25 protein-coding genes are annotated in these 24,002 nt (G+C 32.9%); 15 read left to right on the forward strand and 10 right to left on the reverse strand.

The features are described from left to right. Positions 1-13: 13 nt before the first annotated feature. The 4 genes from LBP67_08465 to LBP67_08480 are packed head-to-tail and all read right to left on the reverse strand — an operon-like array spanning position 14 to position 3,602. A complete protein-coding gene (locus LBP67_08465) occupies positions 14-892 on the reverse strand; it encodes a phosphate ABC transporter ATP-binding protein (protein ID MDR2085009.1) in 879 nt (292 codons plus the stop codon). Next, on the reverse strand, positions 889-1,731 hold the full coding sequence (locus tag LBP67_08470) for an ABC transporter permease subunit (GenBank protein ID MDR2085010.1): 843 nt from the start codon (positions 1,729-1,731) through the stop codon (positions 889-891). Before LBP67_08470 ends, LBP67_08465 begins: the two co-directional genes overlap by 4 nt. Next, on the reverse strand, positions 1,731-2,627 hold the full coding sequence (gene pstC / locus LBP67_08475; protein MDR2085011.1) for a phosphate ABC transporter permease subunit PstC: 897 nt from the start codon (positions 2,625-2,627) through the stop codon (positions 1,731-1,733). The genes LBP67_08470 and pstC overlap by 1 nt, the downstream gene beginning before the upstream one ends. 9 nt (positions 2,628-2,636) lie before the next feature. Beyond that, positions 2,637-3,602, reverse strand: coding sequence for a PstS family phosphate ABC transporter substrate-binding protein (locus LBP67_08480; protein ID MDR2085012.1), 966 nt, complete (start codon positions 3,600-3,602; stop codon positions 2,637-2,639). A gap of 294 nt (positions 3,603-3,896) precedes the next feature. Here LBP67_08480 and LBP67_08485 point away from each other — a divergent pair, with 294 nt between their 5' ends. The 8 genes from LBP67_08485 (at position 3,897) to LBP67_08520 (ending at position 10,125) form a co-directional block, all read left to right on the forward strand. Beyond that, entirely contained in the window at positions 3,897-4,736 is an 840-nt protein-coding gene (locus tag LBP67_08485) for an AraC family transcriptional regulator (GenBank protein ID MDR2085013.1), read from the forward strand. Between the two features lie 141 nt (positions 4,737-4,877). After that, the gene (locus LBP67_08490) at positions 4,878-5,210 is read left to right on the forward strand and encodes a diguanylate cyclase (protein ID MDR2085014.1); all 333 of its coding nucleotides are present in this window, start codon (positions 4,878-4,880) and stop codon (positions 5,208-5,210) included. A gap of 148 nt (positions 5,211-5,358) precedes the next feature. Continuing rightward, complete coding sequence (locus LBP67_08495) at positions 5,359-6,009, forward strand: NAD(P)-dependent oxidoreductase (GenBank protein ID MDR2085015.1); 651 nt, start codon at positions 5,359-5,361, stop codon at positions 6,007-6,009. 233 nt (positions 6,010-6,242) lie between these two features. Beyond that, a complete protein-coding gene (locus tag LBP67_08500) occupies positions 6,243-6,806 on the forward strand; it encodes a hypothetical protein (protein MDR2085016.1) in 564 nt (187 codons plus the stop codon). Positions 6,807-7,104: 298 nt separating this feature from the next. Continuing rightward, a complete protein-coding gene (locus LBP67_08505; GenBank protein ID MDR2085017.1) occupies positions 7,105-8,169 on the forward strand; it encodes a winged helix DNA-binding domain-containing protein in 1,065 nt (354 codons plus the stop codon). A gap of 378 nt (positions 8,170-8,547) precedes the next feature. Continuing rightward, positions 8,548-9,174 carry a nitroreductase family protein gene (locus LBP67_08510; protein ID MDR2085018.1) on the forward strand — a complete coding sequence of 209 codons (627 nt, stop codon included), beginning with the start codon at positions 8,548-8,550 and terminating at the stop codon, positions 9,172-9,174. A 42-nt stretch (positions 9,175-9,216) separates the two neighbouring features. After that, positions 9,217-9,705, forward strand: coding sequence for a glutathione peroxidase (locus LBP67_08515; protein MDR2085019.1), 489 nt, complete (start codon positions 9,217-9,219; stop codon positions 9,703-9,705). A gap of 111 nt (positions 9,706-9,816) precedes the next feature. Beyond that, complete coding sequence (locus LBP67_08520) at positions 9,817-10,125, forward strand: DUF4491 family protein (GenBank protein ID MDR2085020.1); 309 nt, start codon at positions 9,817-9,819, stop codon at positions 10,123-10,125. Between the two features lie 105 nt (positions 10,126-10,230). Here the strand turns inward: LBP67_08520 and LBP67_08525 are convergent, their stop codons facing one another. Beyond that, entirely contained in the window at positions 10,231-11,136 is a 906-nt protein-coding gene (locus LBP67_08525; GenBank protein ID MDR2085021.1) for an SDR family NAD(P)-dependent oxidoreductase, read from the reverse strand. A gap of 105 nt (positions 11,137-11,241) precedes the next feature. Beyond that, positions 11,242-11,496, reverse strand: a complete 255-nt coding sequence (locus LBP67_08530; protein MDR2085022.1) for a CrcB family protein — start codon at positions 11,494-11,496, stop codon at positions 11,242-11,244. A gap of 231 nt (positions 11,497-11,727) precedes the next feature. Between LBP67_08530 and ppdK the strand changes: the two genes are divergently transcribed. The 3 genes from ppdK to murD all read left to right on the forward strand — a co-directional run bounded on the left by ppdK (position 11,728) and on the right by murD (position 17,283). Then, on the forward strand, positions 11,728-14,454 hold the full coding sequence (gene ppdK / locus LBP67_08535; protein MDR2085023.1) for a pyruvate, phosphate dikinase: 2,727 nt from the start codon (positions 11,728-11,730) through the stop codon (positions 14,452-14,454). A gap of 229 nt (positions 14,455-14,683) precedes the next feature. Next, on the forward strand, positions 14,684-16,015 hold the full coding sequence (locus LBP67_08540; GenBank protein ID MDR2085024.1) for a hypothetical protein: 1,332 nt from the start codon (positions 14,684-14,686) through the stop codon (positions 16,013-16,015). Next, positions 16,003-17,283, forward strand: a complete 1,281-nt coding sequence (gene murD, locus LBP67_08545) for a UDP-N-acetylmuramoyl-L-alanine--D-glutamate ligase (GenBank protein MDR2085025.1) — start codon at positions 16,003-16,005, stop codon at positions 17,281-17,283. Before LBP67_08540 ends, murD begins: the two co-directional genes overlap by 13 nt. 48 nt (positions 17,284-17,331) lie before the next feature. Here murD and LBP67_08550 read toward each other — a convergent pair whose 3' ends face one another. The 3 genes from LBP67_08550 to LBP67_08560 form a co-directional block, all read right to left on the reverse strand. Further along, on the reverse strand, positions 17,332-17,445 hold the full coding sequence (locus tag LBP67_08550; GenBank protein ID MDR2085026.1) for a 30S ribosomal protein THX: 114 nt from the start codon (positions 17,443-17,445) through the stop codon (positions 17,332-17,334). 151 nt (positions 17,446-17,596) lie between these two features. Continuing rightward, positions 17,597-18,136 (reverse strand): TlpA family protein disulfide reductase, encoded by a 540-nt coding sequence (locus tag LBP67_08555; protein MDR2085027.1) that lies wholly within the window; start codon positions 18,134-18,136, stop codon positions 17,597-17,599. Positions 18,137-18,223: 87 nt separating this feature from the next. Further along, positions 18,224-18,487 (reverse strand): HU family DNA-binding protein, encoded by a 264-nt coding sequence (locus LBP67_08560; GenBank protein MDR2085028.1) that lies wholly within the window; start codon positions 18,485-18,487, stop codon positions 18,224-18,226. Positions 18,488-18,692: 205 nt separating this feature from the next. On the opposite strand from LBP67_08560, the gene LBP67_08565 reads away from it, so the two are divergent. Next, the gene (locus LBP67_08565; protein ID MDR2085029.1) at positions 18,693-19,373 is read left to right on the forward strand and encodes a tetratricopeptide repeat protein; all 681 of its coding nucleotides are present in this window, start codon (positions 18,693-18,695) and stop codon (positions 19,371-19,373) included. Positions 19,374-19,411: 38 nt separating this feature from the next. Further along, complete coding sequence (fmt, locus tag LBP67_08570; GenBank protein MDR2085030.1) at positions 19,412-20,356, forward strand: methionyl-tRNA formyltransferase; 945 nt, start codon at positions 19,412-19,414, stop codon at positions 20,354-20,356. Here fmt and LBP67_08575 read toward each other — a convergent pair. Then, entirely contained in the window at positions 20,353-22,269 is a 1,917-nt protein-coding gene (locus LBP67_08575; GenBank protein MDR2085031.1) for a RecQ family ATP-dependent DNA helicase, read from the reverse strand. The genes fmt and LBP67_08575 overlap by 4 nt on opposite strands. A gap of 180 nt (positions 22,270-22,449) precedes the next feature. Between LBP67_08575 and LBP67_08580 the strand changes: the two genes are divergently transcribed. Next, positions 22,450-23,151 (forward strand): 16S rRNA (uracil(1498)-N(3))-methyltransferase, encoded by a 702-nt coding sequence (locus LBP67_08580; protein MDR2085032.1) that lies wholly within the window; start codon positions 22,450-22,452, stop codon positions 23,149-23,151. 6 nt (positions 23,152-23,157) lie between these two features. Further along, complete coding sequence (locus LBP67_08585) at positions 23,158-23,811, forward strand: DUF4159 domain-containing protein (protein MDR2085033.1); 654 nt, start codon at positions 23,158-23,160, stop codon at positions 23,809-23,811. Positions 23,812-24,002 lie beyond the last annotated feature (191 nt).

The following is a 24,002-nucleotide window of genomic DNA, read 5'->3' on the forward strand; positions in this document are numbered from 1 at the left end:
TAATTTCAATATTTTAACTAAAAACTCCAGATAAATACTTTTTTGTCAGTTCATGTTGCGGATTATTGAAAACCGTTTTTGCATCTCCTGCTTCAATAACTTCGCCAAGATACATAAAAACAACATAATCAGCTATTCGCAAAGCTTGATGCAAAGTATGAGTAACCATTATAATCGAATAGTTTTCCTTTAACTTCACAAAAAGATCTTCAATAATTTTGCTGGAAATGGGATCGAGTGCACTGGTTGCCTCATCGGCAAGAATAAACTGCGGTTCAACGGCTAAGCTACGAGCCAAGCACAGTCTTTGTTGCTGTCCGATCGACAAACGGATTGCGGGCGAACGAAGCCGATCCTTTACTTCTTCCCACAAACCCGCACTTTCCAAATAGTGTTTAACAATCATATTTAATTTTTTTCGATTTTTGATTCCGTGAATACGGCAGCCGTAAGCAATATTTTCAAAAATTGACATCGGCAAAGGACAAGGCTTTTGAGAGATTAAACCCATTTTGCGTCGCAATTCCGTAATTTCAGTACCACTATTAATAATGTCTTCACCGTCAATTAAAACCTTACCATCCAGCTTAACTCCGTCTTCCACAGCATCAATCAATCTGTTAAGAGTTTTCAACAAAGTCGATTTACCGCATCCCGACGGACCGATGATACAAGTAATTTTATTATCCGGAATAGAAAGGTTAACATCTTTCAGGATATGATTATTTTTGATATAAACATTCAAATTCTGCACAACTAATTCGCTCTCCGCATTTTTTCTGATAAACTTATGATCGGGGCGAAAGAGTTTAACTTCTTTGCGAAGTGTTGATGATTCTTGCCATTGATTATACTGGTTATAAGCAAGATTTATAGAAGCTTTAAGACTCATTTCAATTTATTTTTAGAAAAACGATTTGTAAAATAACGACCTAATAAACTCAATATCAAGACAATTATAGTTAACACCAATGCGGCAGCATATGCCCTATCTTGAACTTCGGGAATCGGGCTGCTAAGTTGAAAGAAAACCGCTAAAGGTAATGTAGCTGCGGGTTGCGACAAAGAAGTCGGAATGCTATCGGTATAGCCGGCCGTAAACATCACGGCGGCGGCATCTCCGATTGCCCTTCCGACAGATAGTAAAGTTGCCGTAGCAATTCCGGGAGCAATTTGTCGCAAAACGACCTTGATAGTTTCAAATCTCGTTGCACCCAAAGAATAAGTTGCGTCCAGTATCTCACGCGGAAATTGCTTTGCCACCTCATCCATAGACCGAACAAAAATCGGAATAATCAATAAAGTTATCACAATAATTCCTCCCAACAAAGATGCCTTTATACCCAACATAACCATAATCGTAAATGCAAAAGCGCCATAAACTATGGAAGGAATCCCAAACAGAACATCATAAGATAATCGTGTAATATAAGCAAGTTTGGAGTTTTTTTTCAAGTAAATATTAAGATAGAAAACGATAGGAATACTGACTAGAAGTCCTAAAACAGTTGATGCACCGACAATATAAAGCGAGCCAACAATTGCATTGAGAAAGCCTCCTTCCTTTCCGATATAAAAACCTCCGCCGGGTAATTTGGTAATCATATCCCAGCTCATAGCACTCCATCCTTTAGAAAAAATAGTAAAGATGATACTGAACACCACACCGAAAACAAGCAGGAGAGCAAGAATCATCAAAACACGCATTAATTTTTCAACAAAAAATTTCATCAGCTATTTAACTTTTCAATTCTATATAAAACCATTCGGGATGCAACATTGAACAATAATACCACTACAAAAAGTATGAGTGCGGCAAACATTAAAGCCGCTTCATAAAGGGGCAGAGACAACATTTCTCCGTAATTATTGGCAATTAATGCCGGAATCGGATAAACCGCATCAAACATAGAGTTAGGTATTTGCGCTAAATTTCCGCAGACCATAAGTACTGCTATTGTTTCTCCGAAAGCACGGGAAATTGCAAGTACTACGGCAGCAATCATTCCCGGAATTGTTTTTCTAAGCACAACACGACGTGTTGTTTGCCATTTTGTTGCGCCCAATACCAAAGAAGATTCCCTCAAGTCGTTAGGAACTGTAGAAAACAATTCAACAAAAAGGCTAACTAAAAGCGGTAATATCATTACGCCCAGCACAATGCCTCCTGCCAACGCACTATATCCAGTAGAATATTCGACAAATTTCGGTGCAATCTTTTCCGATATCCACGGAACTATTATCAGAGTTCCCCAAACGCCATACACAACTGACGGTATAGCGGCTAAAATATCTAATGCAGGGAAAACATACTTTTTAACTTTAGGTCTCGCATATTCCGTAAGGAAGATTGCAGATAGCAATGATACGGGAAGCGCCATAATTATTGCAATTCCTGTAACCCATAAGGTTCCCACTATAAATGGAAAAAATCCGAATTCGCCTTTTAAAGGTTTCCAATTGGTAGAAAAAAGTAATTCTTTGAGAGTTCTGTCTTCCAAGACGGGAGAGGCCTTCAGATAAAGACCGACAAACATAGCAATTAGTAATGCTATAGACAAGATAAGTAGGACAAACATAAATCCGCCAGCGCCTTTATCGCGTAATATCCTGAAATTAACTCTCATTAATATTTCTTAATCCTTTAGCAACTCCAATCCGTTATCCAAAATTTCTTCAGGTAAATTAATATATCCAACCGGAATATTAAACTTCTGACCTTCAGTAAGAACATATTCTAAAAAAGCTTTCACTTCTGTTTTCTTAGGGATATTATTGGTAACAAGAAAAAGTTCGCGTGCAGGCGGCGACGGATAGCGACCGTCTGCAATGGCAGCAATAATTTCATCTTTAGTATCATAAAAAAACTCGTTAGTATCAATCATGCCGTTAGAATTAACATCAATAGGAATAATTGCAATACCTGGATTTAACTTCCTGCTTTTTTCATCATAGGCATAACTAAGATTATTATATCCGATACCGAGTTTATCCTTTTGGATGGCTTGAGCCAATCCCGGATCACCAAAAACAGCAACACCTTCCAGGTCTTCCTGTTTCGCTCCAAACCATGCGCCCCAGGTTTCGGCAGCGCCGCAAGCATCCGAACGGGTATAAAGATGCATGGCAGTATTTCCCTTTGTACCAAGCAGTTCTTCCCAAGTCTTAACATTATTTTTCAACCAAAGATTTATCGCACCGTCACGCGAAAGTCCGATTTTCATTATATCTTCCATCAATGGATTTTCAGCATTTATGGTAGGCACAACGGCATCTTTAGCAACAGCAAAAGCCAGCGCACCTTTTTCAACTTCCGACGGATAAATATCACGCGATACCATTCCAATATCCGCCATATTACAGAGTACATCGGTCATTCCTTTACCGGCGCCACCTGCTGATATATCTATTTTTACATGAGGATGGATTTTATTGAACTCTTCCGCCCATTTAACAACCAGCGGATACAATGCAAAAGCACCGGATATGGTAATTTCACCGTTCAAACCGTCTTTGGTTCTTTTAGGTTTAGATCCGCAACCGACCGATGTTAACAAAATAGAAATGAGAGTGATTGAAAGTACGATCTTTTTCTTAATCATAATGTTTAATTTTAATTATTTGATATTAATAAAGTGCATTTCAAAACATAATTAGTAATGCAAAATTATTTTGACTAAAAATTATTTCGACTAAAATATTTCCGATCAGTAAAAATTCAGGATTGAACGGAGGGAGGAAAGATTGAACGGTAAAATTTTAATATTGGAATTTTGGTATCAAGAGCAATTTTAAGAGTAAATGAACGAAATAATTTTAGAGATGTTGGGGTTTAGAAATTGAAGAACAGCAAAATATTATATATTTGCAATGTAATTGATAAAATATTTAGCAATTTGAAAGAAAACATCCGAACTTTCGACTTCAAACCATTACCAATTGATATTGAACTTAAAGATTTGAGTTTTGTTAAGGAATTACCAAAACTACTGGGTAAAGCTCATAAAGCAAATTTTTATCAATTAATTTGGATTACCGAGGGAAAAGCGGATTTTTATATTGATTTCCGGAAAATTACCATCAGAACAAATGACTTTCTTATTATCTCGGCCGGACAAGTTTGCGAGTTTGATACTAAATCTGATTATTCCGGTAAAATGATATTGTTTACAAGTTCATTTTTTACTGTTAACGAACTTGATTCAAATTTTTTGTTTACTTCGGAAATTCTTAATCCTATTAATCTTAATAAAACGGTTTCAATCAATTCCGATTTTATGAGAAATATTATTTTGTTATTAAATAATGAGTTAAGAGAAATAACAGATAATTTTCAGATAGGAATCGCTCAAAGTTATCTCCGCATTATTCTTCTTGAAGCAGAACGGCAACTTTCTAAGTCTTATCCTCCGATAACAAACAATCTTGCCAGAAGATTTTTTAATTCTGTCGAACAAAATTTCAAAGAAGAACATAATGCCGAATTTTACATCAAATTATTAAATGTAAATGAAAAGCAACTTTCAAAAGAAGTAAAATTTTTCACGGGAAAAACTCCAAAGCTATATATTGATTCTCGTATTATCCTGGAAGCAATGCGATTACTTTCTTACAGTAATTTGTCCGTAAAGGAAATCGGCTTTGAACTCGGTTTTGATGAAGCAACCAATTTCAACAAATATTTTCGTAAACACACAGGAATTTCACCGGGAAAACTAAGAGTTAAGGACTTATAGATTTCATAAAAACATATCAGATTGAAAAATATGTTATTCCGGTTTAAAAGAAAAATTATCTTCGAATTAGTTAGGCAAATAAAGATAGTTTGTACATTTGCAAATAAACAATAATGTTAAAATCATTTTTATACAATTATTATGAGTAATTTTTTTGATGAATTGAATATTGCCATAACCGTATGCAATACAGATGGTAAAGTACTTTGGATGAATGACAAATCCAAATCGGTCAATAAAGGTGATTTTGTCGGGCAAAGTCTTTTGGATTGTCATCCCGAACCGGCAAAAACCAAATTACTGGAACTGTTGGATAATCATAATACTAATGCCTATACAATAGAAAAAGGAGATGTAAAAAAATTAATCTATCAGACACCATGGTTTGAAAATGGCGAATTTGCAGGTTATGTTGAACTCTCCATAGAAATTCCGTTTGAGATGCCGCATTTCGTTCGAAAACCAAAAATTTAAGTTATACTTAAATTACATAACTTTCGAATTGTATTTATGGTATGACGGGGATTTACCATTTTTAGCCGAATTTATATCATCTCTGCTCTATATATTGCTTCTACTTTTGCATAATCAAAAATAAATTAATAACAAATAAAATTGAAAAATGAAAAAAGTAGTAATTATCGGAGCAAGCGGATTTATTGGTTCCGCAATCCTAAATGAAGCATTAAACAGAGGTATTCAAGTAACTGCTGTTGTTCGTGATCCTGAAAAAATCAAAATCACAAATCCTAATCTGACAATCGTAAAAGCAGACGTTTCGTCACCGGAAAAAGTTACGCAAATAACAAAGGGTTTTGATGCGGTAATCAGCGCTTTCAATCCCGGATGGACAAATCCTAACATTTACGAAGAAACACTAAAAACTTACCCTGCTATTTTAGAGGGAGTTAAAAAAGCCGGAGTAAAGCGTTTATTAATTGTCGGCGGCGCAGGTACATTATTCGTATCACCCGGGCTTCGTGTGATTGATTCGGGAGCAATTCCGCAGGAAATTATTGGAGGAGTAAAATCGCTCGGAGAGTTTTATCTTAATATCTTAATGAAAGAGAGAAACATTGATTGGGTATTTTTCTCTCCAGCAGGGAGCATTGAACCGGGTGAGCGTACCGGTAAGTATCGTTTGGGTAAAAATGATTTAATTCTGAATGATAAGGGCGAAAGCAGGATTTCCGTTCAGGATTATGCAAAAGCAATGATTGATGAATTGGACGTTCCGAAACATTATCAAGAGCGATTTACTATTGGTTATTAAAATATCTCGGGTATTGAATTTTTCATGCCAAATATTTTAGCTCCGTCATTGTGGAGATCATTACATTAATTCATTTTACAATTCAATTTCTTTTCGAATTGATTTTGATATAATAATTTCCACAATGATATTATTTTCGTAATTCTTTCATAATTTTTAATCCTTTCTCTGGCATTTCTATAATACAAAATTTTTCTACCTTTGTCATTATAAGAAACCAATTCAAATCATAAATGAAAAGTCAATTAAAACATTACAAGGAATTCGATAAAAAATTGAGACAGGAAGTCAACAATTCAAATGATGATGAAAATAATTTTATTATTGAATTGTATCTTGAGAATTACGAAATAATTTATAATAAATTTAGTAGTATTCAGAAATCAAGGATAAATAATGAGCTTATAACCTATTTGGAAAATGAAATTAAATACAAACCTGTTGACGAACCAATTACAGTTGAAATCGACATAAAGACGCATGATGAAAAATTTATCGAAAGTTTGGAAAAACTTATAAAAAAAAGTACTATTAATAATATTGAAGACATAACTCACGATCTTAAGCGGAATTTAAGGATTTCTATTTTGCTGCTTATTTTCGGACTGATAACTCTCGGTTGCATCAGTTTATTTTCTTATTTCACTGACCATTACGTCTTCAATGAATTCTTTGTAATTGTAAGCTGGGTGCTTATCTGGCAGTTCGTAGAAATGTATTTTTTCGATCGCCCGAAATTAAAATATGATAAAATGAAATTATTGCAATTATACTTCGCTGAATTTAGGTATAAGTAAATTTTAGCAAGTCTTTATTCGAAACATAATCAATTATATAAAACAATAAATACAACTTATTATTTAAAATATATAATCTGCTTAAAACTGATTTTAAAACAATAAAGGTCAAAGACGGAGCTAAAACTATGGTTTGCGATGAATTTACGTAATAACAAGATTATATTCCATAACTGCTCGTAATCTATTGTAAACTTGTTGATAAGCGTTGGGAAGTTTTAAATGTATTGCAAAGATGGAATGATGATTAAAATAATATTAGTGTAAATCCGTTTTATTTATTTAATTCTATGTTGTAATGAATGATTCTGATATATTAAAAATACGTTTACATAATCAACTACTTGACGGATATTCTTTAAAAGAGCCGGAAGAAATTGTTTCCTGGATGGGTGCTATGCAGGCGCAAGCTCTTGACATTGCAAAATGGGCTTTAGGAGCACGACTTGAAAACTCTTCCGTAAAAACTATTGAAGATGCTTTAACCGACGGGAAGATTATAAGAACTCATATTCTACGCCCAACATGGCATTTTGTTGCTGCAGAAGATATTCATTGGATGAGAAAGCTTTCGGTTGAAAAGCTAAGGGCAGTTTATATTTCTTACGGAAAATCATGGGGCGCAGATGAGGATTTAATTTTGAAAACCAGGTTGGCTGTTACTAATATCTTGGAAAAACACGATTATCTTTACAAACAGGAAATAGACGAACATTTAAAAGCTATAGGACACGATGTAGACCCTCATACTCTTTCACATGCACTATCGCACTCAGAGTTGGAAGGCATTATTTGCAACGGTAAAATCAGCGGACAAAATCATTCGTATGCACTCTTAGAAAAACGTGTTCTTAATGCTAAAGTTTTTATTAAAGAAGAAGCTTTGAAACAATTGGCTTTCAAATATTTTTCGAGTCACGGACCTGCAACATTGCAGGATTTTATCTGGTGGTCCGGATTAACCGCAACGGAAGCAAAAGCCGGATTAGAATCGGTAAAAAATCATTTCATTTCGGAAAAAATAAACGAAAAAATATTTTGGATGAAGCCCGATATCCAGATTCCGGAAAATAAAAAACCTTCCGCGTTACTTCTTCCTCCTTTTGATGAGTTTGTTGTCAGTTACAAAGATCGTTCGGAAATAATTGAAAAAGAACATCACAGCAAAGTCATGACAAAAAATGGAATTTTTTCTCCGACAATTATGCTTAACGGAGAAATAATCGGTTCATGGAAAAAAATCAAAAAGAAAAACAAAGTACAGGTTGAACTAAAGTTTTTTGAAAAGACAAATAAGAAAACTGTAGATTTATATAAGAATGAAATAAAGCGAGTTGAAGAGTTTTACGCGATTCAGGAATAATCAATCTCAGCAAATATTTCTCTATTCACGAAATTCGCGTTGGTTACTCCAATGCCAACAATCGGCTATTCCCACACATCAAAAATACCAACATTTTGGGATTATTTTTTATTTAAATTTTATGTTATTTTGCACATCGGATTAGTATCGTAACATAGATTCGAGGATAAATAAATAGATAAAATGATTTTTTAAAAAACTCAAAATCTTAAAAAACAATTTTTTTATTACATTTGCAAAAGATACAATCTTCAACACGAAACGAATTCTTATAACCTTATTATTAGCGGTTTCTGTTATTGATATTTGTGCAGACTATAGAAATTAATGGAAGTGAGATAATGATAATTAAGATGTTATTTTATAAAAATTAATATTATGAATAGAATGAGATTTATTAACGTAAACATCGTTATTGTTTTAGCTGCAATAATGATTTCTTGTTGCACAAAAGAAGAAAAAAATGAAGTTGTTCAAAATAATTCTTCTAAATCAACAATCGATGTAATACACGAACGCACAAGCATTCGCAGTTATACTAATCAAGAAGTTAGCAGAGAACAACTTGAAATTTTAGTTCGTGCAGGTATGGCCGCACCTTCCGCAATGAATAAACAACCTTGGCAATTTGTTGTAATTGACGACAAAGAACTTCTTTCCGCAATAGGTGAAATTTCCACTTCGAAAATGGCAAAACAAGCACCTGCCGCTATTTTAGTTTGCGGCGACTTGGAAAAAGCCGGTGAGGGTTGGCTACAGGAATACTGGATTCAAGATTGTTCGGCAGCAGCGGAAAATATTCTTTTGGCAATAACGGATTTGGGTCTTGGCGGAGTGTGGACGAGTATCTATCCTGCAGAAAACAGAATGGAAATAATAACGAATCTGTTTCAACTGCCGGAGACTATTATACCGTTCTGCGTAATTCCTTTAGGATACCCTACTCAAAATCATGAACCTAAAAACAAATGGAACCCCGAAAACGTTCACTGGAACAAATGGTAACCGTTTTATATAAAATTATGAACCTACTTTAATTCAATAAATATGCAACAAACTATCTATGATTTTGTCGTAAAAGACAATCAAAACAAGGATTTTTCTTTTGAACAACTACGTGATAAAGTTTTACTTATTGTTAATACTGCCAGCAAATGCGGATTTACTCCTCAATACAAAGATTTGGAAGCTTTATATAAAAAATATAAAGATAAAGGATTAGTGGTAATCGGCTTTCCTTGTGATCAGTTCGGACATCAGGAACCCGGCACGGATACAGATATATTAACTTTCTGCGAAGTTAATTTCGGAGTAACTTTTCCTTTGATGAAAAAAATAAAAGTAAACGGAAAAGAAGCCATTCCTCTTTACAAGTTTCTAAAAAAGAAAACCGGTAACTTTCTCTTTTCGGGAATTAAGTGGAATTTCACTAAGTTTTTAGTTTCTCGCGACGGTAAAACAATTAAGCGTTATGCTCCAACTGCAAAACCCGATTCGTTTGAGAACGAAATTATAAAACTACTGAAAACCAGATAAAAAACATTTTACCCCAACTTTATCGATTTTATATTCAAAATATCCCAATAAATTGGGATAAGTTTTCTTTTGTTATTTTTTTACCTTTGCCGCAAACTTTTGAAAAAATTAATGGAAGCATTTCTAATTGAATACAAACTGTACGGATTTGTTGTCGGAGCGTTCACTTTTCTGATTATCGGACTTTTTCATCCTTTAGTCATAAAGGCAGAATATTACATAGGAGTTAAATCGATTTGGTTATTTTTACTTGCGGGCATAACTTGTGTAATATTATCATTTCTTATTAATAATACATTTATTTCCATAGCATTAGGAGTAACCGCATTCTCTTCTTTTTGGAGTATTTTTGAAATTTACGAACAGAAAAAAAGAGTAGAAAAAGGATGGTTTCCTGCTAATTTGAAGAAAAAAAAGTAGCTATTAAACTATCTGAAGAAAGATCAACATAAAACATATCCAAATAAAATAAAAATATCATCTCCTATTTTAAATATCTTTTACAAAAAACTCAGGGATTTTTATTTAAAATTCATATTTAACTCCGGTCAGTTTCTCACTAATATCCCATAATTTTTCAGTAAGATTCCGGTTTAAAGCTTTCGAAACAATTTTTGCTTTTGACGGCGCGCCCTTCATTCCGAATACTCCTGATGGTCCCCAATAAGACCCGTTCTCAACATCAGAATCACAGGCCGCACGAAGCACGGACAATGCACCTGCCTCCGGCGATTGTGAAATAATTGAAAGAATATTTTTCCTACCGAAAAATCCCGCTGTTTTAAATAAATTTGTAGATGATATGCCCGGATGAGCGGCAACAGAAATTGTTTTGCAACCGCTTTCTTTCAACTTATCAGCCAGCTCACGCATAAACATCAAATTTGCAAGTTTGCTCTGACTGTATGCTTTCCATTTCCTATACTTTTTATGCTCATAATTCAAATCGTTAAAATCAATATAATTCATTGTTGCGGCAATGCTGGAAACAGAAACTATTCTGGAATTTTCAACATTCTTAATTAAAGGAAAAAGTTGAGCTGTTAACGCAAAGTGTGCCAGATGATTGGTTCCGAATTGAAGTTCGAAACCTTGCTTAGTACGAGAAAATGGCGGAACCATAACACCGGCATTATTTATTATCAAATCCAAATGACTATACTTTGCATTGATTTTCTCCGCACATTCGACAACGGAATTCAAATCCGATAAATCTAGTTTTAAGGTAAACAATTTTGCATTGGGACATACATTTCGGATATCATCGGCAGCCGTTAAGGCTTTATTATGATTTCTACAAGCCATTATAATTTCTGCTCCCTTTTTTGCGAGCATAAGAGAGGTCTGAAATCCGAGACCTGAATTAGCACCTGTGATAAAAACAATACGATTATTTTGATCGGGAATACTATCATAAGACCATTTTTCCATAATTATAGAATTATTTTAATACGCAAAGATATAACAATTTAATTATTAGGATAAAAAATCATAAAATTTCACATTATACATTATGATTATATTTTCACAATAAAACTAAGAGCTAAATATCCAATAAAAATACCTGAAAGAATATATCTCAATATATATCGAAAGAATAAAATAATTTTTAGTTTTAAACGATTTTAAATTTTCAACCGAAAACATAGAAAATGTAGTAAAGCCATAGCAAAATCCGGTAATAAATAATAATTTCAATTCATTATTAAACAAAAAATATTTTTCTGATAGAAATAATAAAACACTTGCTAAAAAGCATCCCCAAATATTAAGAAAAATTGTCGCATTTATTTAGCAAAAATTCAATTCACAATTAAATTACTATATATCTATTACAAAAGTTCTTGTTTGAATATTATTAATTTTTACAAATAATTCGACAATTTAAGATATTCATTACGATATCTTAAATTATTATTGTTTATAATATTATTTATTAATTATTTCGTATATTTGCAACTTGTAATTTCTTGAAATTTACTTTTGATAAAGTATTAATAATCAATTAAAAATATTATTTAGATGACAAAAATCAAGTATGTTTACACTTTCGGAGGAAAAACTGCCGAAGGTAAAGCCGAAATGAAGAACTTATTAGGTGGAAAAGGTGCTAACCTCGCAGAAATGTGTCTTCTCGGGCTACCGGTGCCAGCCGGATTAACAATTACAACAGAATGTTGTACTGCCTACTATGAGAACAATCAACAACTTCCAGCAACTTTAATGGATGAAGTGTGGGAAGGAATGAAAAAAGTTGAAGTTGTAATGGGACTTAAATATGATGATCCTGAAAACCCTTTATTGCTTTCTTGCCGCTCAGGAGCAAGAGCTTCAATGCCCGGCATGATGGACACTGTTTTAAATATCGGTCTTAGTTCAAATACTATTCCCGGACTTATTAAAAAAACCAATAATCCTCGTTTTGTATATGACTCTTACCGTCGCTTAATTATGATGTACGCTGATGTTGTCATGGAAAAAGCTGAAGACCTTGAACCGGCTCAAGGCAAAGGTATTCGCAAAATATTAGATGAAATTCTCGATGAGTTTAAACATTCAAAAGGATATAAATCGGATACTGAAATTACTGCGGAAGAACTACTTCAACTTGCTAATATTTTCAAAGCAAAAATTAAAGAAGTTTTAGGTAAAGATTTCCCAGATAATGCAAAAGAACAATTATTCGGCGGAATTAAAGCTGTTTTCAAAAGCTGGAACGGCAATAAAGCTAAATCATACCGCAGAATCGAAGGTATTCCTGATGATTGGGGAACAGCTGTAAACGTACAAGCTATGGTTTTCGGTAATATGGGAGACAACTCAGCTACAGGAGTAGCATTCACTCGTAATCCGGCTACCGGCGAAGATCAATTCTACGGCGAATGGTTAGTTAATGCTCAGGGTGAAGACGTTGTTGCAGGTATCCGCACTCCGAATCCGCTTAACGACGAAACTAAAAACGATCAGAATGCACATTTGCATTCAATGCAAGAATTGATGCCGAAAACATACAAAGAACTTGTTGACATCCGTAATATTTTGGAAAATCATTATCATGATATGCTTGATATTGAGTTTACAATTCAAGAAGGCAAGCTTTACATGTTGCAATGCCGTGTTGGAAAACGTACCGGTTTGGCCGCTATGAATATTGCTCTCGACATGTTGGGACAAAAACTTATTGATAGACAAGAAGCTGTTATGAGAATTTCTCCTACCCAATTGGATGAATTGCTTCACCCGATTCTGGATAGTAATGATGAGAAAAAACATGATGTTATTGCAAAAGGTTTACCTGCAGGCCCCGGCGGTGCTGTTGGTGTAATAGCTCTAACAAGTGAAAAAGCTTTGGAATATCGTTCAAAAAATATTTCTAATATTTTGGTTCGTGAAGAAACAAATCCAGAAGATGTTGAAGGTATGCGTGCTGCAGAAGGTATTTTAACTGCTCGCGGCGGTATGACTTCACATGCGGCTCTTGTTGCCCGCGGTTGGGGAAAATGTTGTATCGTAGGTTGCGAAGCTGTTCATATCGATCTGAAAAACAATAAAGTAAAAATCAACGGTGTTGAGTACAAAGAAGGCGATACATTAAGTTTGAACGGTTCAAAAGGATGGGTTTACGGCGGAGCAATTAAAATGGTTGATGCAAGTGAAAATCCGCGCTTCCAAGAATTCATGAAAATTGTTGATGAATTCCGTACTATCAATATCCGTACAAATGCCGATACTCCTGAAGATGCACAAAATGCTATAGATTTCGGCGCCGAAGGCATTGGTTTATTCAGAATTGAACATATGTTCTACGGAAAGAATAGCGAAAAACCTTTATCTAAACTTCGTGACATGATTTTGGCCGGAAATAAGGAAGAACGCGTAAAAGCTCTCAATGAGCTCGAACCTTTTGTTTATGATACCGCTAAAGGTACTTTGGCTGTTATGGACGGCAAACCATTGACATTCCGTTTAATGGATCCGCCATTACACGAATTCGTTCCTCAAACCGAAGATAAACAAAGAGAACTTGCAGCTAAAAAAGGTATGGATTATGAAACAATCAAAAAACGCATTGACTCGTTGCATGAAGTTAACCCTATGATGGGTTTACGCGGTGTTCGTTTAGGTATTGTCAATCCTGAAATCACGGAAATGCAATTCAGAGCTTTATTTGAAGCAACGGCAGATCTTATGAAAGAAGGTAAAAATCCGATTCTGGAAATAATGATTCCTTTAACTATCAATGTTAAGGAACTTAAACACCAAAAAAATATTGCAGACAGAGTTCAAAAAGAAGTTGAAAGTGCAAAAGGCGTTAAAATAAATTACTTGTATGGTACTATGATTGAAATTCCGCGTGCAACTTTAGTAGCTGATCAAATTGCCGAAGTAGCCGAATTTTTCTCATTCGGAACAAACGACTTAACTCAAATGACATTCGGTTTCTCACGTGATGATGTTAATACTATAGTTAGTACTTATGTAGATGAAAAGATTATACCGAGTGATCCTTTCAACACTTTGGATCAAGAAGGTGTTGGTGAACTTGTTAAAATTGGCACCGAGAGAGGCCGTAAAACCAAGAAAAATTTAAAAATAGGTGTTTGTGGTGAACACGGAGGAGATCCTGCTTCTATAGAATTTTTCTTTAACACAGGTTTCAACTATGTTTCCTGTTCTCCATTCAGAGTGCCTGTAGCTCGCTTAGCTGCCGCGCAATCTGCAATAAAACAAAACAGAAGCAAAAAGTAAAAGTATAATCAACATACTTTAAAACTAAAAAGCACGTTAAACTGATAATCAACAATTGATGATTGACATTTTTAACGTGCTTTTTTATAGTTAAATAGAATTTTTGATTCTCCGAAAGTAAGAGTTCATTAAAAAATAAATTCGTCTTTTGAGATTCATCGTTTCGCACAAAACAATAATTAGGTTCTTCAAATTCAATTGTCAATCACAAATTAAGTTTTAATTAAAAATGTACGGTTCATCTTTCAATTATAGAGATTACAACTACAACTTCGACAATAACACGCTGTATGTCAGATATTTTTTTGATTTACTCGATGAATCCGGAATATTACATAAATTTACCCCACTCATAACATTTACTTTTCCGAAAAAATATTTCAATAATAATTTTAATAGAGAATTATTGGAAATTCTAATCTTTAATTTGGGAATTGTTGAAAGTATCAGTTATTGGAAAGCACTTTGTTGTAAGAAATATTTTATAGAATGTAATTATCTCAACGAAGAACAAATAGAATGGTGGAAAGACTTATTTTATTATGGTCTCGGCGAATTCAGATATTGTAATAATATCAATACTTCCAAAGATGAATTTATTGATATTAAAATAATAAATAAAAAAGGAAATAAAAACAATTGTGATGTGCTTGAATTTGACAGAAGAGCAATTATTCCGGTAGGCGGCGGCAAAGATTCTATTGTTACTTTAGAATCATTGAAATCAAAATTAGATGTTATACCCTATTTAATAAATCCGAACAAAGCAATGCTTGACACAATAAGAATTGCCGGATTTACTCAGGAGGATTCTATTATTATAAAGCGAGAAATTGATCCGCATCTTTTGGAATTAAATTTAAAAGGATATTTAAACGGTCACACTCCTTTTTCGGCTATGGTTGCATTTTCAACACTAATCGCAAGTTTGCTTACCTCTTCAAAATACATTGCCTTATCAAACGAAGCAAGTGCCAATGAATCTACTGTAATAACAGATTACGATATAATCAATCATCAATATTCAAAAACAATACACTTCGAATCGGCTTTCAGAAATTATTATTCAAAATATATTTCGGATAAATTCAATTATTTCAGCTTTTTAAGAAATTTATCGGAATTGCAAATAGCAGAGAAATTTGCCGAATTAAAAGAATATCACAAATATTTCAGAAGCTGCAATGCCGGAAGCAAAGAGAATCGCTGGTGCGGTAACTGTCCGAAATGTTTATTTGTATACATAATGCTATTGCCTTTTATCTCCAAAAAGGAATTAATTGATATTTTCGGCAAAGATTTATTATTAAATGAAAATTTACTGGAAACTTTATATCAGCTAACCGGATTTTCCGAAACAAAACCTTTCGAATGTGTAGGCACGATTTCAGAAACCCGAGCTGCTTTGGCAAAATATCTATTCGAAAACGAAACGGAAGGGATACTAATTCCTTACTCAAAAAAAATAGACTTAGAAAGTGATTTAAAAACTTTTGAAGAAATAATCAATTCAAACAATGATATTAATTTTATTCCCACAGAACTATTATGCAAAAACTAATAGCAAGACTTTTTGACGGGAAACAAATTTTGATTCTCGGTTTCGGTAAAGAAGGTAAATCAACTTACGATTACATTTCAAAGTTTATTGATAATGATAAGATAAGTATAGCAGATGCTTCGGAAAGTGCTATTCCCGAAGAAATTAAAGTCAAACACAAAACATTTACCGGAGAAAAATACAATGAAAATCTCAATGATTTTGACATTATTATAAAATCGCCCGGTATTCCGGAAAAACATATTGAGAATGTTGACATTGAAAAAATCACGTCACAAACAGATCTGTTTCTTCGTAAATATTACACCCAAACAATCGGAATTACAGGCACAAAAGGAAAAAGTACAACTTCGAGTTTAATTCATCATGTACTAAAGCAAGGTAATCATAATTCGATTTTAGCCGGAAATATAGGAATTCCTATATTTTCACAGTTAAATAAAATTGACGACAATACAATTATCATTCTTGAATTATCTGCTCATCAACTAAATCACATTCATATTGCGCCAAAAATCTCAATCTTGTTAAACATTTATGAAGAACATTTAGATCATTTCGGAAGTTTTGAAAAATATATTGATGCGAAATGTAAGATATTCGAAAAGCAGAAAAATAATTCAATATTAATTATCGACAAAAATATTGAAATTATCAAAAATAGCTTATCTAAATATCAAGGCGAAATAATATATTTTGATGAGAATAAAATTGATATTCAAGGTAATTTATCCGGAGATCACAATAAGAAGAATATAGCAGCTGTAAAGGAAGTTGCTCAATTATTTAATATTGATGAAGATATTATTGATAACAGCGTAGTAAGTTTTCAAACCTTAGAGCATCGATTGGAGTTTGTTGGTGAATTTAACGGTATCAAGTTTTATAATGATTCTATTTCGACAATCCCCGAAGCCGCAATTGCGGCATTTGAAGCTATAAAAGATGTTGATACTGCAATTCTTGGCGGTTACGACAGGGGAATAAATTACAATAAATTATGTAAATACATAGCAAACTCCGATATTAGAAATATTATTTTAATGGGAGATGCGGGAAATCGTATCGGAAACATTCTTGAAAGCAAATGGAATATTGATACAATTTATGTGGAAGGTCTTGAAAAAGCTGTAGAAATTGCTTTTAAGGAAACAAAAATCGGAAAATCATGTGTATTATCGCCGGCAGCTTCAAGTTATGATTCATTCAAAAACTTTGAAGAGCGCGGTAATCTGTACAAAGTATTTATACAAAAACATAAAGGTTAAGTTGCAAATGCGTCTTAACCTTTATTAAATAAGAACTAGTACTATGAACTACTCTGTTATTTCTTTTTTATTTGCGGATTTATTATCATTACGGGAACGTTTGTTACCATAAGAACCTAAGATCAATTTTCCGCGTTTTGTTTTTTTATCACCTTTACCCATTATAATAATTTTTTTATTAAAAGATTTGCAAAGATAGAAAAAATTTAAGGATTAAGAGTTAAGAATTAAGTTTTTTTAATTCGAAATCTAAAATATTATTTATTTCCGACTTTACTATTCTTTATGTAAATGCAATATATAAAATCTGCTTCTACAGATTATTTAATTTTTCCTCAATAAATTTTACCATCGTATTAAATTCATTCATATCGAATAATCTTGTAAGCATAATTATTTTTCCATTTTCATCGATGATAATATTGCGAGTTACACCGGCTCCTTTTTCAGTAAAAAGATCGAACTTTGAGCCGTCGGTATCAAGAGTTATCGGATAGGTTACATTTGTTTTCTTTATAAACTGTTTTACGGTTTCCTTATCTTCCTTAAGATCTATACCTAACAACACAAAATTCTGGTTATCTTTATGTTTCTGCCAGATTTCTTTTTCGATATAAGGCATTTCTTTTCGGCAAACGCCACACCAGCTGGCAGTAAATTGTATCATAACAATTTTCCCTTGCAATGAAGCAAGATTGATTTTTGTACCATCTAAGTATTCAATTTCAAAATCGGGAGCTTTGTCACCGACCTTTACTTTATATCCATAATTATCATTCACTTGAGTTTGTTGATAATAAGGGGTACAAAAAATTGAAGATAAAACAACGAGAACAAGACTAATAATTTTCATATAATATATAATAATTAAACCTTTGAGATAAAAAAATAGCCCTAACAAATTCAGTTAAGGCTAATTTTTTGCATTTTTCAACAAAAATTATTTTTTTAATTCTGCGCCTGGTTTAAATTTAACCACTTTTTTAGCAGGAATACTAATTTTTTGTTGAGTTTTTGGGTTTCTGCCGGTACGAGCTGCTTTATCAACAACACACCATGTTCCGAAACCAACTAAGGTAACTTTATCATCCTTAGCCATAGCGTTTTTAACACCTTTCATAAACGCATTCAATGCTTTAGTAGCATCATTCTTTGTGATTTTAGCTTCTCCAGCGATAAAATCAATGAGTTCAGATTTGTTCATATACAATAATTTTTTTATTCAACCCTCAAAAGTATCTGTATTTTTTTAACTGTGCAAGTTTTTTGTAATATTTTTTTCCACTTTTTTCACGCTACTTAATTTCCTGACCTTACTTCAATAAAGATCCAGAGATATTTTTATATTTTTTTCGGAAAAACCTATTATATACGGAAAAATTTTTCTACTTTTGCCAAAATTTTTTGAAATGGCAAAAAACAAAAAACAATCGGAAGACAAATTCGGCGCAGTTAACTCTGCATTAAGCAAATCAGAAGCTTTTATTGAAAGAAATTCAAAACCTCTAATTATTGCATTAGTGGTAGTTGTTGTTATAGTATTAGGAATTTTCGCATTACAGAGATACTATTTTCAACCGAGAAAGATAGCAGCGCAAGAAGAAATGTTCAAAGCTCAATCATTTTTCTCAATTGACGATTATGAAACTGCTCTCACAGGTGATGGCAATTATTTGGGTTTTCTAGACATTCAGTCTCAATACAAAGGTACACAAGCAGCTAAACTCGCTAACTATTATATAGGTATATCTTATCTCAGATTGGGTGAATATGATAATTCTATTAAATACTTAAGCAAATTCAAATCAAAAGATTTTTACGTTTATGCAATGTCTAAAGCTGCTATTGGAGATGCTTATATGGAATTAAACAACTTGAATAGCGCTATTAAATTCTATAAAGAAGCTGCTGCAATTCATAAAAACGAAAATACTACGCCGGAACATTTAAAAAAGCTTGCTATTGCTTATGAATTGAACGGAAATAATAAAGAGGCTTTAAATACTTATAAAAAAATATTAGCAGATTATCCTAATACAACTCTTAAAAACGAAGTTAAAAGAGGTATTGGTAAGCTGGAAAATATATAATTAATTGTATTAATAAATCGGTTTTAAATCCGAAATTAATGATAAATATAGTTTTTATGGGTACGCCGCAATTTGCGGTTGAATCGTTGAAACAAATCATTAATTCCGGATTTTTTGTTTCTACTATTGTAACAACTCCGGATAAACCTGCCGGTCGCGGACTTAAACTCCAGCCATCCGCAGTTAAGTCTTTTGCTCTCGAACATGATATTCCGGTTTTACAACCCGAAAAATTATCCGATGAGAATTTTATCAACAAAATAAAAGAACTTAATCCAGACATTATTGTTGTTGTAGCCTTTAGAAAATTACCACAGTCGGTTTGGTCGATTCCAAAATTAGGCACATTCAATGTTCACACTTCGCTCCTGCCGCAATACAGAGGCGCTGCGCCTATCAACCATGCAATTATAAACGGCGAAACTAAAACGGGCATTACAACTTTTTTACTTGATGAACAAATTGATACTGGGAAGATTTTATTACAAAGAGAAATTGAAATTAAAAATACTGATACGTTTCTTGAAGTTCATGATAAGTTGATGGCTCTTGGTGCCGAATGTGCCGTAGAAACAATTAATATGCTTATAAAAGGAAATTATCAAGTTATTGATCAATCTAAATTAATACCAAAAGACGCCATACTTCATTCCGCACCGAAAATCAATAAGGAAGATTGTAGAATTGATTGGAATGATGATGCTGTGAAAATATACAATAAAATTCGCGGTTTATCTCCTATTCCCGCCGCATACACAGAAATAACAAACTCAAAAGGCGAAATATTACCAATAAAAATATTTCATTCGGAATATAAGATTTTACAAAACGAAAATAATAATCCGACAGGAAGTATAATCAGCGACGGGAAAAAGTATTTAGGAATCCAAGCTGCTAACGGAATTATTTATATAACCGATTTGCAATTAGCCGGAAAGAAAAGAATGAAAGTAGAAGAATTTCTACGTGGAGTTAAAATTTAACCGTTCCACGTATATTTATCGTCCCCAACCTTTTTAATTTTATCATTATCAATCAGCCAACTGATCTGTCTTATTAATTTTTCCTGATCAATATTGGGAATAAAGGAATATATTTCTTCCATACTTAAGATATTTCCCTTTAATTTTGGTTTGATAGTTTCAAGAATTACATCAAAATCATAATTGCTTAAGTAAAGTTTATTTCTTTTTCTACAATAATCACAAATGCCGCAACGATTGTTATTTTCTTCATCAAAATAATGCAAAAGCATAATACTTCTACATTTGGTTGTATTAGTAACATAAGCAGTTGCGTAATTCAATTTCTTTTCGGCAATATCTTTACGTAAAATATAACTATTCAAATCGGAGAAAATACTGCCATCCGGAACTCTATCATTATAAAAAACAATCTGCGGCATTGTCGGCACAGGAATATAATCAATCACATTCATTTTATTAAGATAGAACAAGGTTTTTACAATATTTTCCTTATCAGTGTTTAACTTTTTTGCGATTTTCTCTTCATCAATATTCACATAATTTGAAAAAGTTCCTTCATAAGTTCGTAAAATAGTTTGAATTACCGGATTCAGATTAGAATACCTTAATTGAAAATCATACAATTCGTCTCTATCGACTTTAAAGATTAATTTAGCTTGAACATTAAAATCGTCCGAAACAGATAATAAACCTTGATTGTCTAAAATCTTTAAAGTATTGAACACAACAACCGGAGATAAATTATATGAATTTGCAAATTTTGAAACATCGAAATCAAAATGATGACCGGCACCGGTGCCTACAACTATTTTAAAATAGTTACATAAATTATTATAAATCTGTTTAATAGTTTTAATGTCAGGATAGGTATTAACAAACTTTTCTTTAAGAGTTTCTATATCATTTTCATCATAAAGGAGAACAGCATATGCCGATTTTTCATCTCTTCCTCCCCTGCCTGCCTCCTGAAAATAACTTTCCAGATTATCAGGAATATCAAGATGAACAACAAACCTTACATCAGGTTTATCAATTCCCATCCCAAAAGCGTTTGTTGCTACAATAACTTTAGTCTTATTATTTTTCCAATCGTTTTGTTTGATTTCACGCGTTCGCGTATCCAATCCGGCATGATAATAATCTGCGGAAACACCATTATCAATAAGAAATTTGGCGATATCATAAGTTCCGCGGCGATTTCTCATGTAAACAATTCCAGAACCGGAAGTATTTTTACAAATCCGCAACAATCTTCCAAGCTTATTATCTTCTTTATAAACTAAATACGAAATATTTTTTCTTTCAAAAGATTTTTTGAAAACATTTTTTTCTTTAAATAATAGTTTATCTTGAATATCATCGACAACGTCTTTAGTTGCAGTAGCAGTCAAAGCCAGAATAGGAATACCGGGCAGAAGAGACCTGATATCGGCGATATTTAGATATTGCGGACGAAAATCGTAACCCCATTGTGAAATACAGTGCGCTTCATCAACAGCTATTAAAGAAATATTCAGCTTGTCAATATTAAGTAATATTAAATCGGTCTTTAATCGCTCCGGCGAAATATATAAAAATTTAGTACTATTATAAACCGCATTATTAATAACAATATCCTGCTGCAAGGAAGTCATGCCGGAATAAATAGTATCTGCCTTTATACCTCTTTTCTTCAGATTCTCAACTTGATCTTTCATAAGAGAAATCAAGGGTGAAACTACAAGGCATAAACCTTCCGAAGCCATTGCAGGCACTTGAAAACAGATAGACTTTCCACCTCCGGTAGGAAGTAAAGCCAATGTATCTTTACCTTCCAATATTGAGTTTATAATATCTTCCTGCATGGGCCGGAAGTTCGAATATCCCCAATATTTAAGTAAGGTTTTATGTATGTCATCTGTTTGTTTCATGAATACAAAAATAAGAAAATATTTGAGAATCGATAGTGATATATGACAATAAGATCATAAATTAATCAAGGAATAATTGGTCTCAGGATTTGATTTTTTAGTGTCATCTTTAAAAAAGTTTTATTGATTTTATTCATATTACTAATTTTATCCGTTACTTTGCAGACTTGTAAGAAAACGATGGAAATTTTTTATCAACCGGAAATAAAATCGGGTTATTATTCACTAACCGAAGATGAGTCGAGACATATTATCAAAGTCTTACGCAAGAATTTGGGTGATAACATTAAGATTACCAACGGCAAAGGAGAATTATTTGATGCCGAGATAATTGAAATAGGTAAAAAGAAGGTTTCGGTTAATGTTTTGTCTTCCGAAACCAAACCTGTTAATCGAGATTATTATTTACATTTAGCAGTTGCTCCAACTAAAATGATGGACAGATTTGAATGGATTGTAGAGAAATGTGTCGAAATCGGGATTGATGAAATTTCTCCTATTATATGTGAACATTCGGAAAGAAAGATAATTAAAAATGAACGGCTTGTAAGTATTGCTGTTTCGGCAATGAAACAATCGGGAAATATTAATCTTCCTAAGATTAATCAACAACAAACTTATAATGAGTTTATTGAAAATAAGTTCGAGGGGAGTTTATGTATTGCACATTGTTCCAATGGCGGTAAAGTTTATTATTATGATGAAGTAAAAAAAGGATATAATCTTATTCTAATTGGTCCTGAAGGCGATTTTTCAAAAACCGAAATTGAAGAGGCAATAAAAAGAGGATACAAAGCCGTTAGTTTAGGGAACAGCATTTTAAGAGTTGAAACCGCAGCAATAGTTGCATGCACCTCTGCTTCAATCAAAAATCATAAATAAAAGAAAATGAAAAAAATTCAAATATTAACTGTATTTATTTTATTATCCGCAAATATTTTTTGTCAAGGAAACATTAAAATAGCATTAGTGAAATATTCAGGGGGCGGCGATTGGTACGCAAATCCAACATCATTACCAAATCTTATCAAATTTTGTAATGAGAATATAGGAACGAATATTCATCCAGAACCTGCTACTGTAGATATAGGAAGCCCTGATATTTTAAACTATCCATTTACTCATATAACCGGTCATGGAAATATTGTTTTCTCTGAGAATGATGTAAAAAATCTACGCACCTATTTACTTGCCGGCGGTTTTTTGCACATTGACGACAATTACGGTATTGATCAATATATTCAGCGCGAAATGAAAAAGGTTTTTCCTGAATTGGATTTCGTTGAATTACCATTTTCTCACCCTATCTATCATCAAACGTTTAGTTTTCCTAACGGACTGCCCAAAATCCACGAACATGATGATAATCCACCTCAAGGATTCGGATTAATCTGGGAAGGAAGATTAATTTGTTATTACACTTTTGAAACCGACTTAGGTGACGGATGGGAACATCCTGCCGTTCATAATGATACGGAGGAAGCTCATAGAGAAGCGTTAAAAATGGGAGCAAACTTAATTGAATATGTGTTTGATAATTAAAATTTGAGAATATTTATTATCAAATTGCTCCTAATTTACGATTATTCAATATTTTATATTTTATCATTAACCAATTGATAATAAAATTAAATCTATTAATTCTATCTTCTATAATGATTTTTTTTACGATTTTTGTACCGCATATTATTTTTTAGATTAGTTTATATTCCAAAATAACACATTTATATTTA

Source organism: Bacteroidales bacterium (genome assembly GCA_031276035.1).
Lineage (GTDB): Bacteria > Bacteroidota > Bacteroidia > Bacteroidales > BM520 > RGIG7150.

What these genes read in the sequence shown, in the direction of transcription:
- LBP67_08465 (MDR2085009.1), bottom strand. Translation starts at nt 892, where the DNA reads ATGAGTCTTAAAGCTTCTATAAATCTTGCTTATAACCAGTATAATCAA.
- LBP67_08470 (MDR2085010.1), bottom strand. Translation starts at nt 1,731, where the DNA reads ATGAAATTTTTTGTTGAAAAATTAATGCGTGTTTTGATGATTCTTGCT.
- pstC (MDR2085011.1), bottom strand. Translation starts at nt 2,627, where the DNA reads ATGAGAGTTAATTTCAGGATATTACGCGATAAAGGCGCTGGCGGATTT.
- LBP67_08480 (MDR2085012.1), bottom strand. Translation starts at nt 3,602, where the DNA reads ATGATTAAGAAAAAGATCGTACTTTCAATCACTCTCATTTCTATTTTG.
- LBP67_08490 (MDR2085014.1), top strand. Translation starts at nt 4,878, where the DNA reads ATGAGTAATTTTTTTGATGAATTGAATATTGCCATAACCGTATGCAAT.
- LBP67_08495 (MDR2085015.1), top strand. Translation starts at nt 5,359, where the DNA reads ATGAAAAAAGTAGTAATTATCGGAGCAAGCGGATTTATTGGTTCCGCA.
- LBP67_08500 (MDR2085016.1), top strand. Translation starts at nt 6,243, where the DNA reads ATGAAAAGTCAATTAAAACATTACAAGGAATTCGATAAAAAATTGAGA.
- LBP67_08505 (MDR2085017.1), top strand. Translation starts at nt 7,105, where the DNA reads ATGAATGATTCTGATATATTAAAAATACGTTTACATAATCAACTACTT.
- LBP67_08510 (MDR2085018.1), top strand. Translation starts at nt 8,548, where the DNA reads ATGAATAGAATGAGATTTATTAACGTAAACATCGTTATTGTTTTAGCT.
- LBP67_08515 (MDR2085019.1), top strand. Translation starts at nt 9,217, where the DNA reads ATGCAACAAACTATCTATGATTTTGTCGTAAAAGACAATCAAAACAAG.
- LBP67_08520 (MDR2085020.1), top strand. Translation starts at nt 9,817, where the DNA reads ATGGAAGCATTTCTAATTGAATACAAACTGTACGGATTTGTTGTCGGA.
- LBP67_08525 (MDR2085021.1), bottom strand. Translation starts at nt 11,136, where the DNA reads ATGGAAAAATGGTCTTATGATAGTATTCCCGATCAAAATAATCGTATT.
- ppdK (MDR2085023.1), top strand. Translation starts at nt 11,728, where the DNA reads ATGACAAAAATCAAGTATGTTTACACTTTCGGAGGAAAAACTGCCGAA.
- LBP67_08540 (MDR2085024.1), top strand. Translation starts at nt 14,684, where the DNA reads ATGTACGGTTCATCTTTCAATTATAGAGATTACAACTACAACTTCGAC.
- murD (MDR2085025.1), top strand. Translation starts at nt 16,003, where the DNA reads ATGCAAAAACTAATAGCAAGACTTTTTGACGGGAAACAAATTTTGATT.
- LBP67_08550 (MDR2085026.1), bottom strand. Translation starts at nt 17,445, where the DNA reads ATGGGTAAAGGTGATAAAAAAACAAAACGCGGAAAATTGATCTTAGGT.
- LBP67_08555 (MDR2085027.1), bottom strand. Translation starts at nt 18,136, where the DNA reads ATGAAAATTATTAGTCTTGTTCTCGTTGTTTTATCTTCAATTTTTTGT.
- LBP67_08560 (MDR2085028.1), bottom strand. Translation starts at nt 18,487, where the DNA reads ATGAACAAATCTGAACTCATTGATTTTATCGCTGGAGAAGCTAAAATC.
- LBP67_08565 (MDR2085029.1), top strand. Translation starts at nt 18,693, where the DNA reads ATGGCAAAAAACAAAAAACAATCGGAAGACAAATTCGGCGCAGTTAAC.
- fmt (MDR2085030.1), top strand. Translation starts at nt 19,412, where the DNA reads ATGATAAATATAGTTTTTATGGGTACGCCGCAATTTGCGGTTGAATCG.
- LBP67_08575 (MDR2085031.1), bottom strand. Translation starts at nt 22,269, where the DNA reads ATGAAACAAACAGATGACATACATAAAACCTTACTTAAATATTGGGGA.
- LBP67_08580 (MDR2085032.1), top strand. Translation starts at nt 22,450, where the DNA reads ATGGAAATTTTTTATCAACCGGAAATAAAATCGGGTTATTATTCACTA.
- LBP67_08585 (MDR2085033.1), top strand. Translation starts at nt 23,158, where the DNA reads ATGAAAAAAATTCAAATATTAACTGTATTTATTTTATTATCCGCAAAT.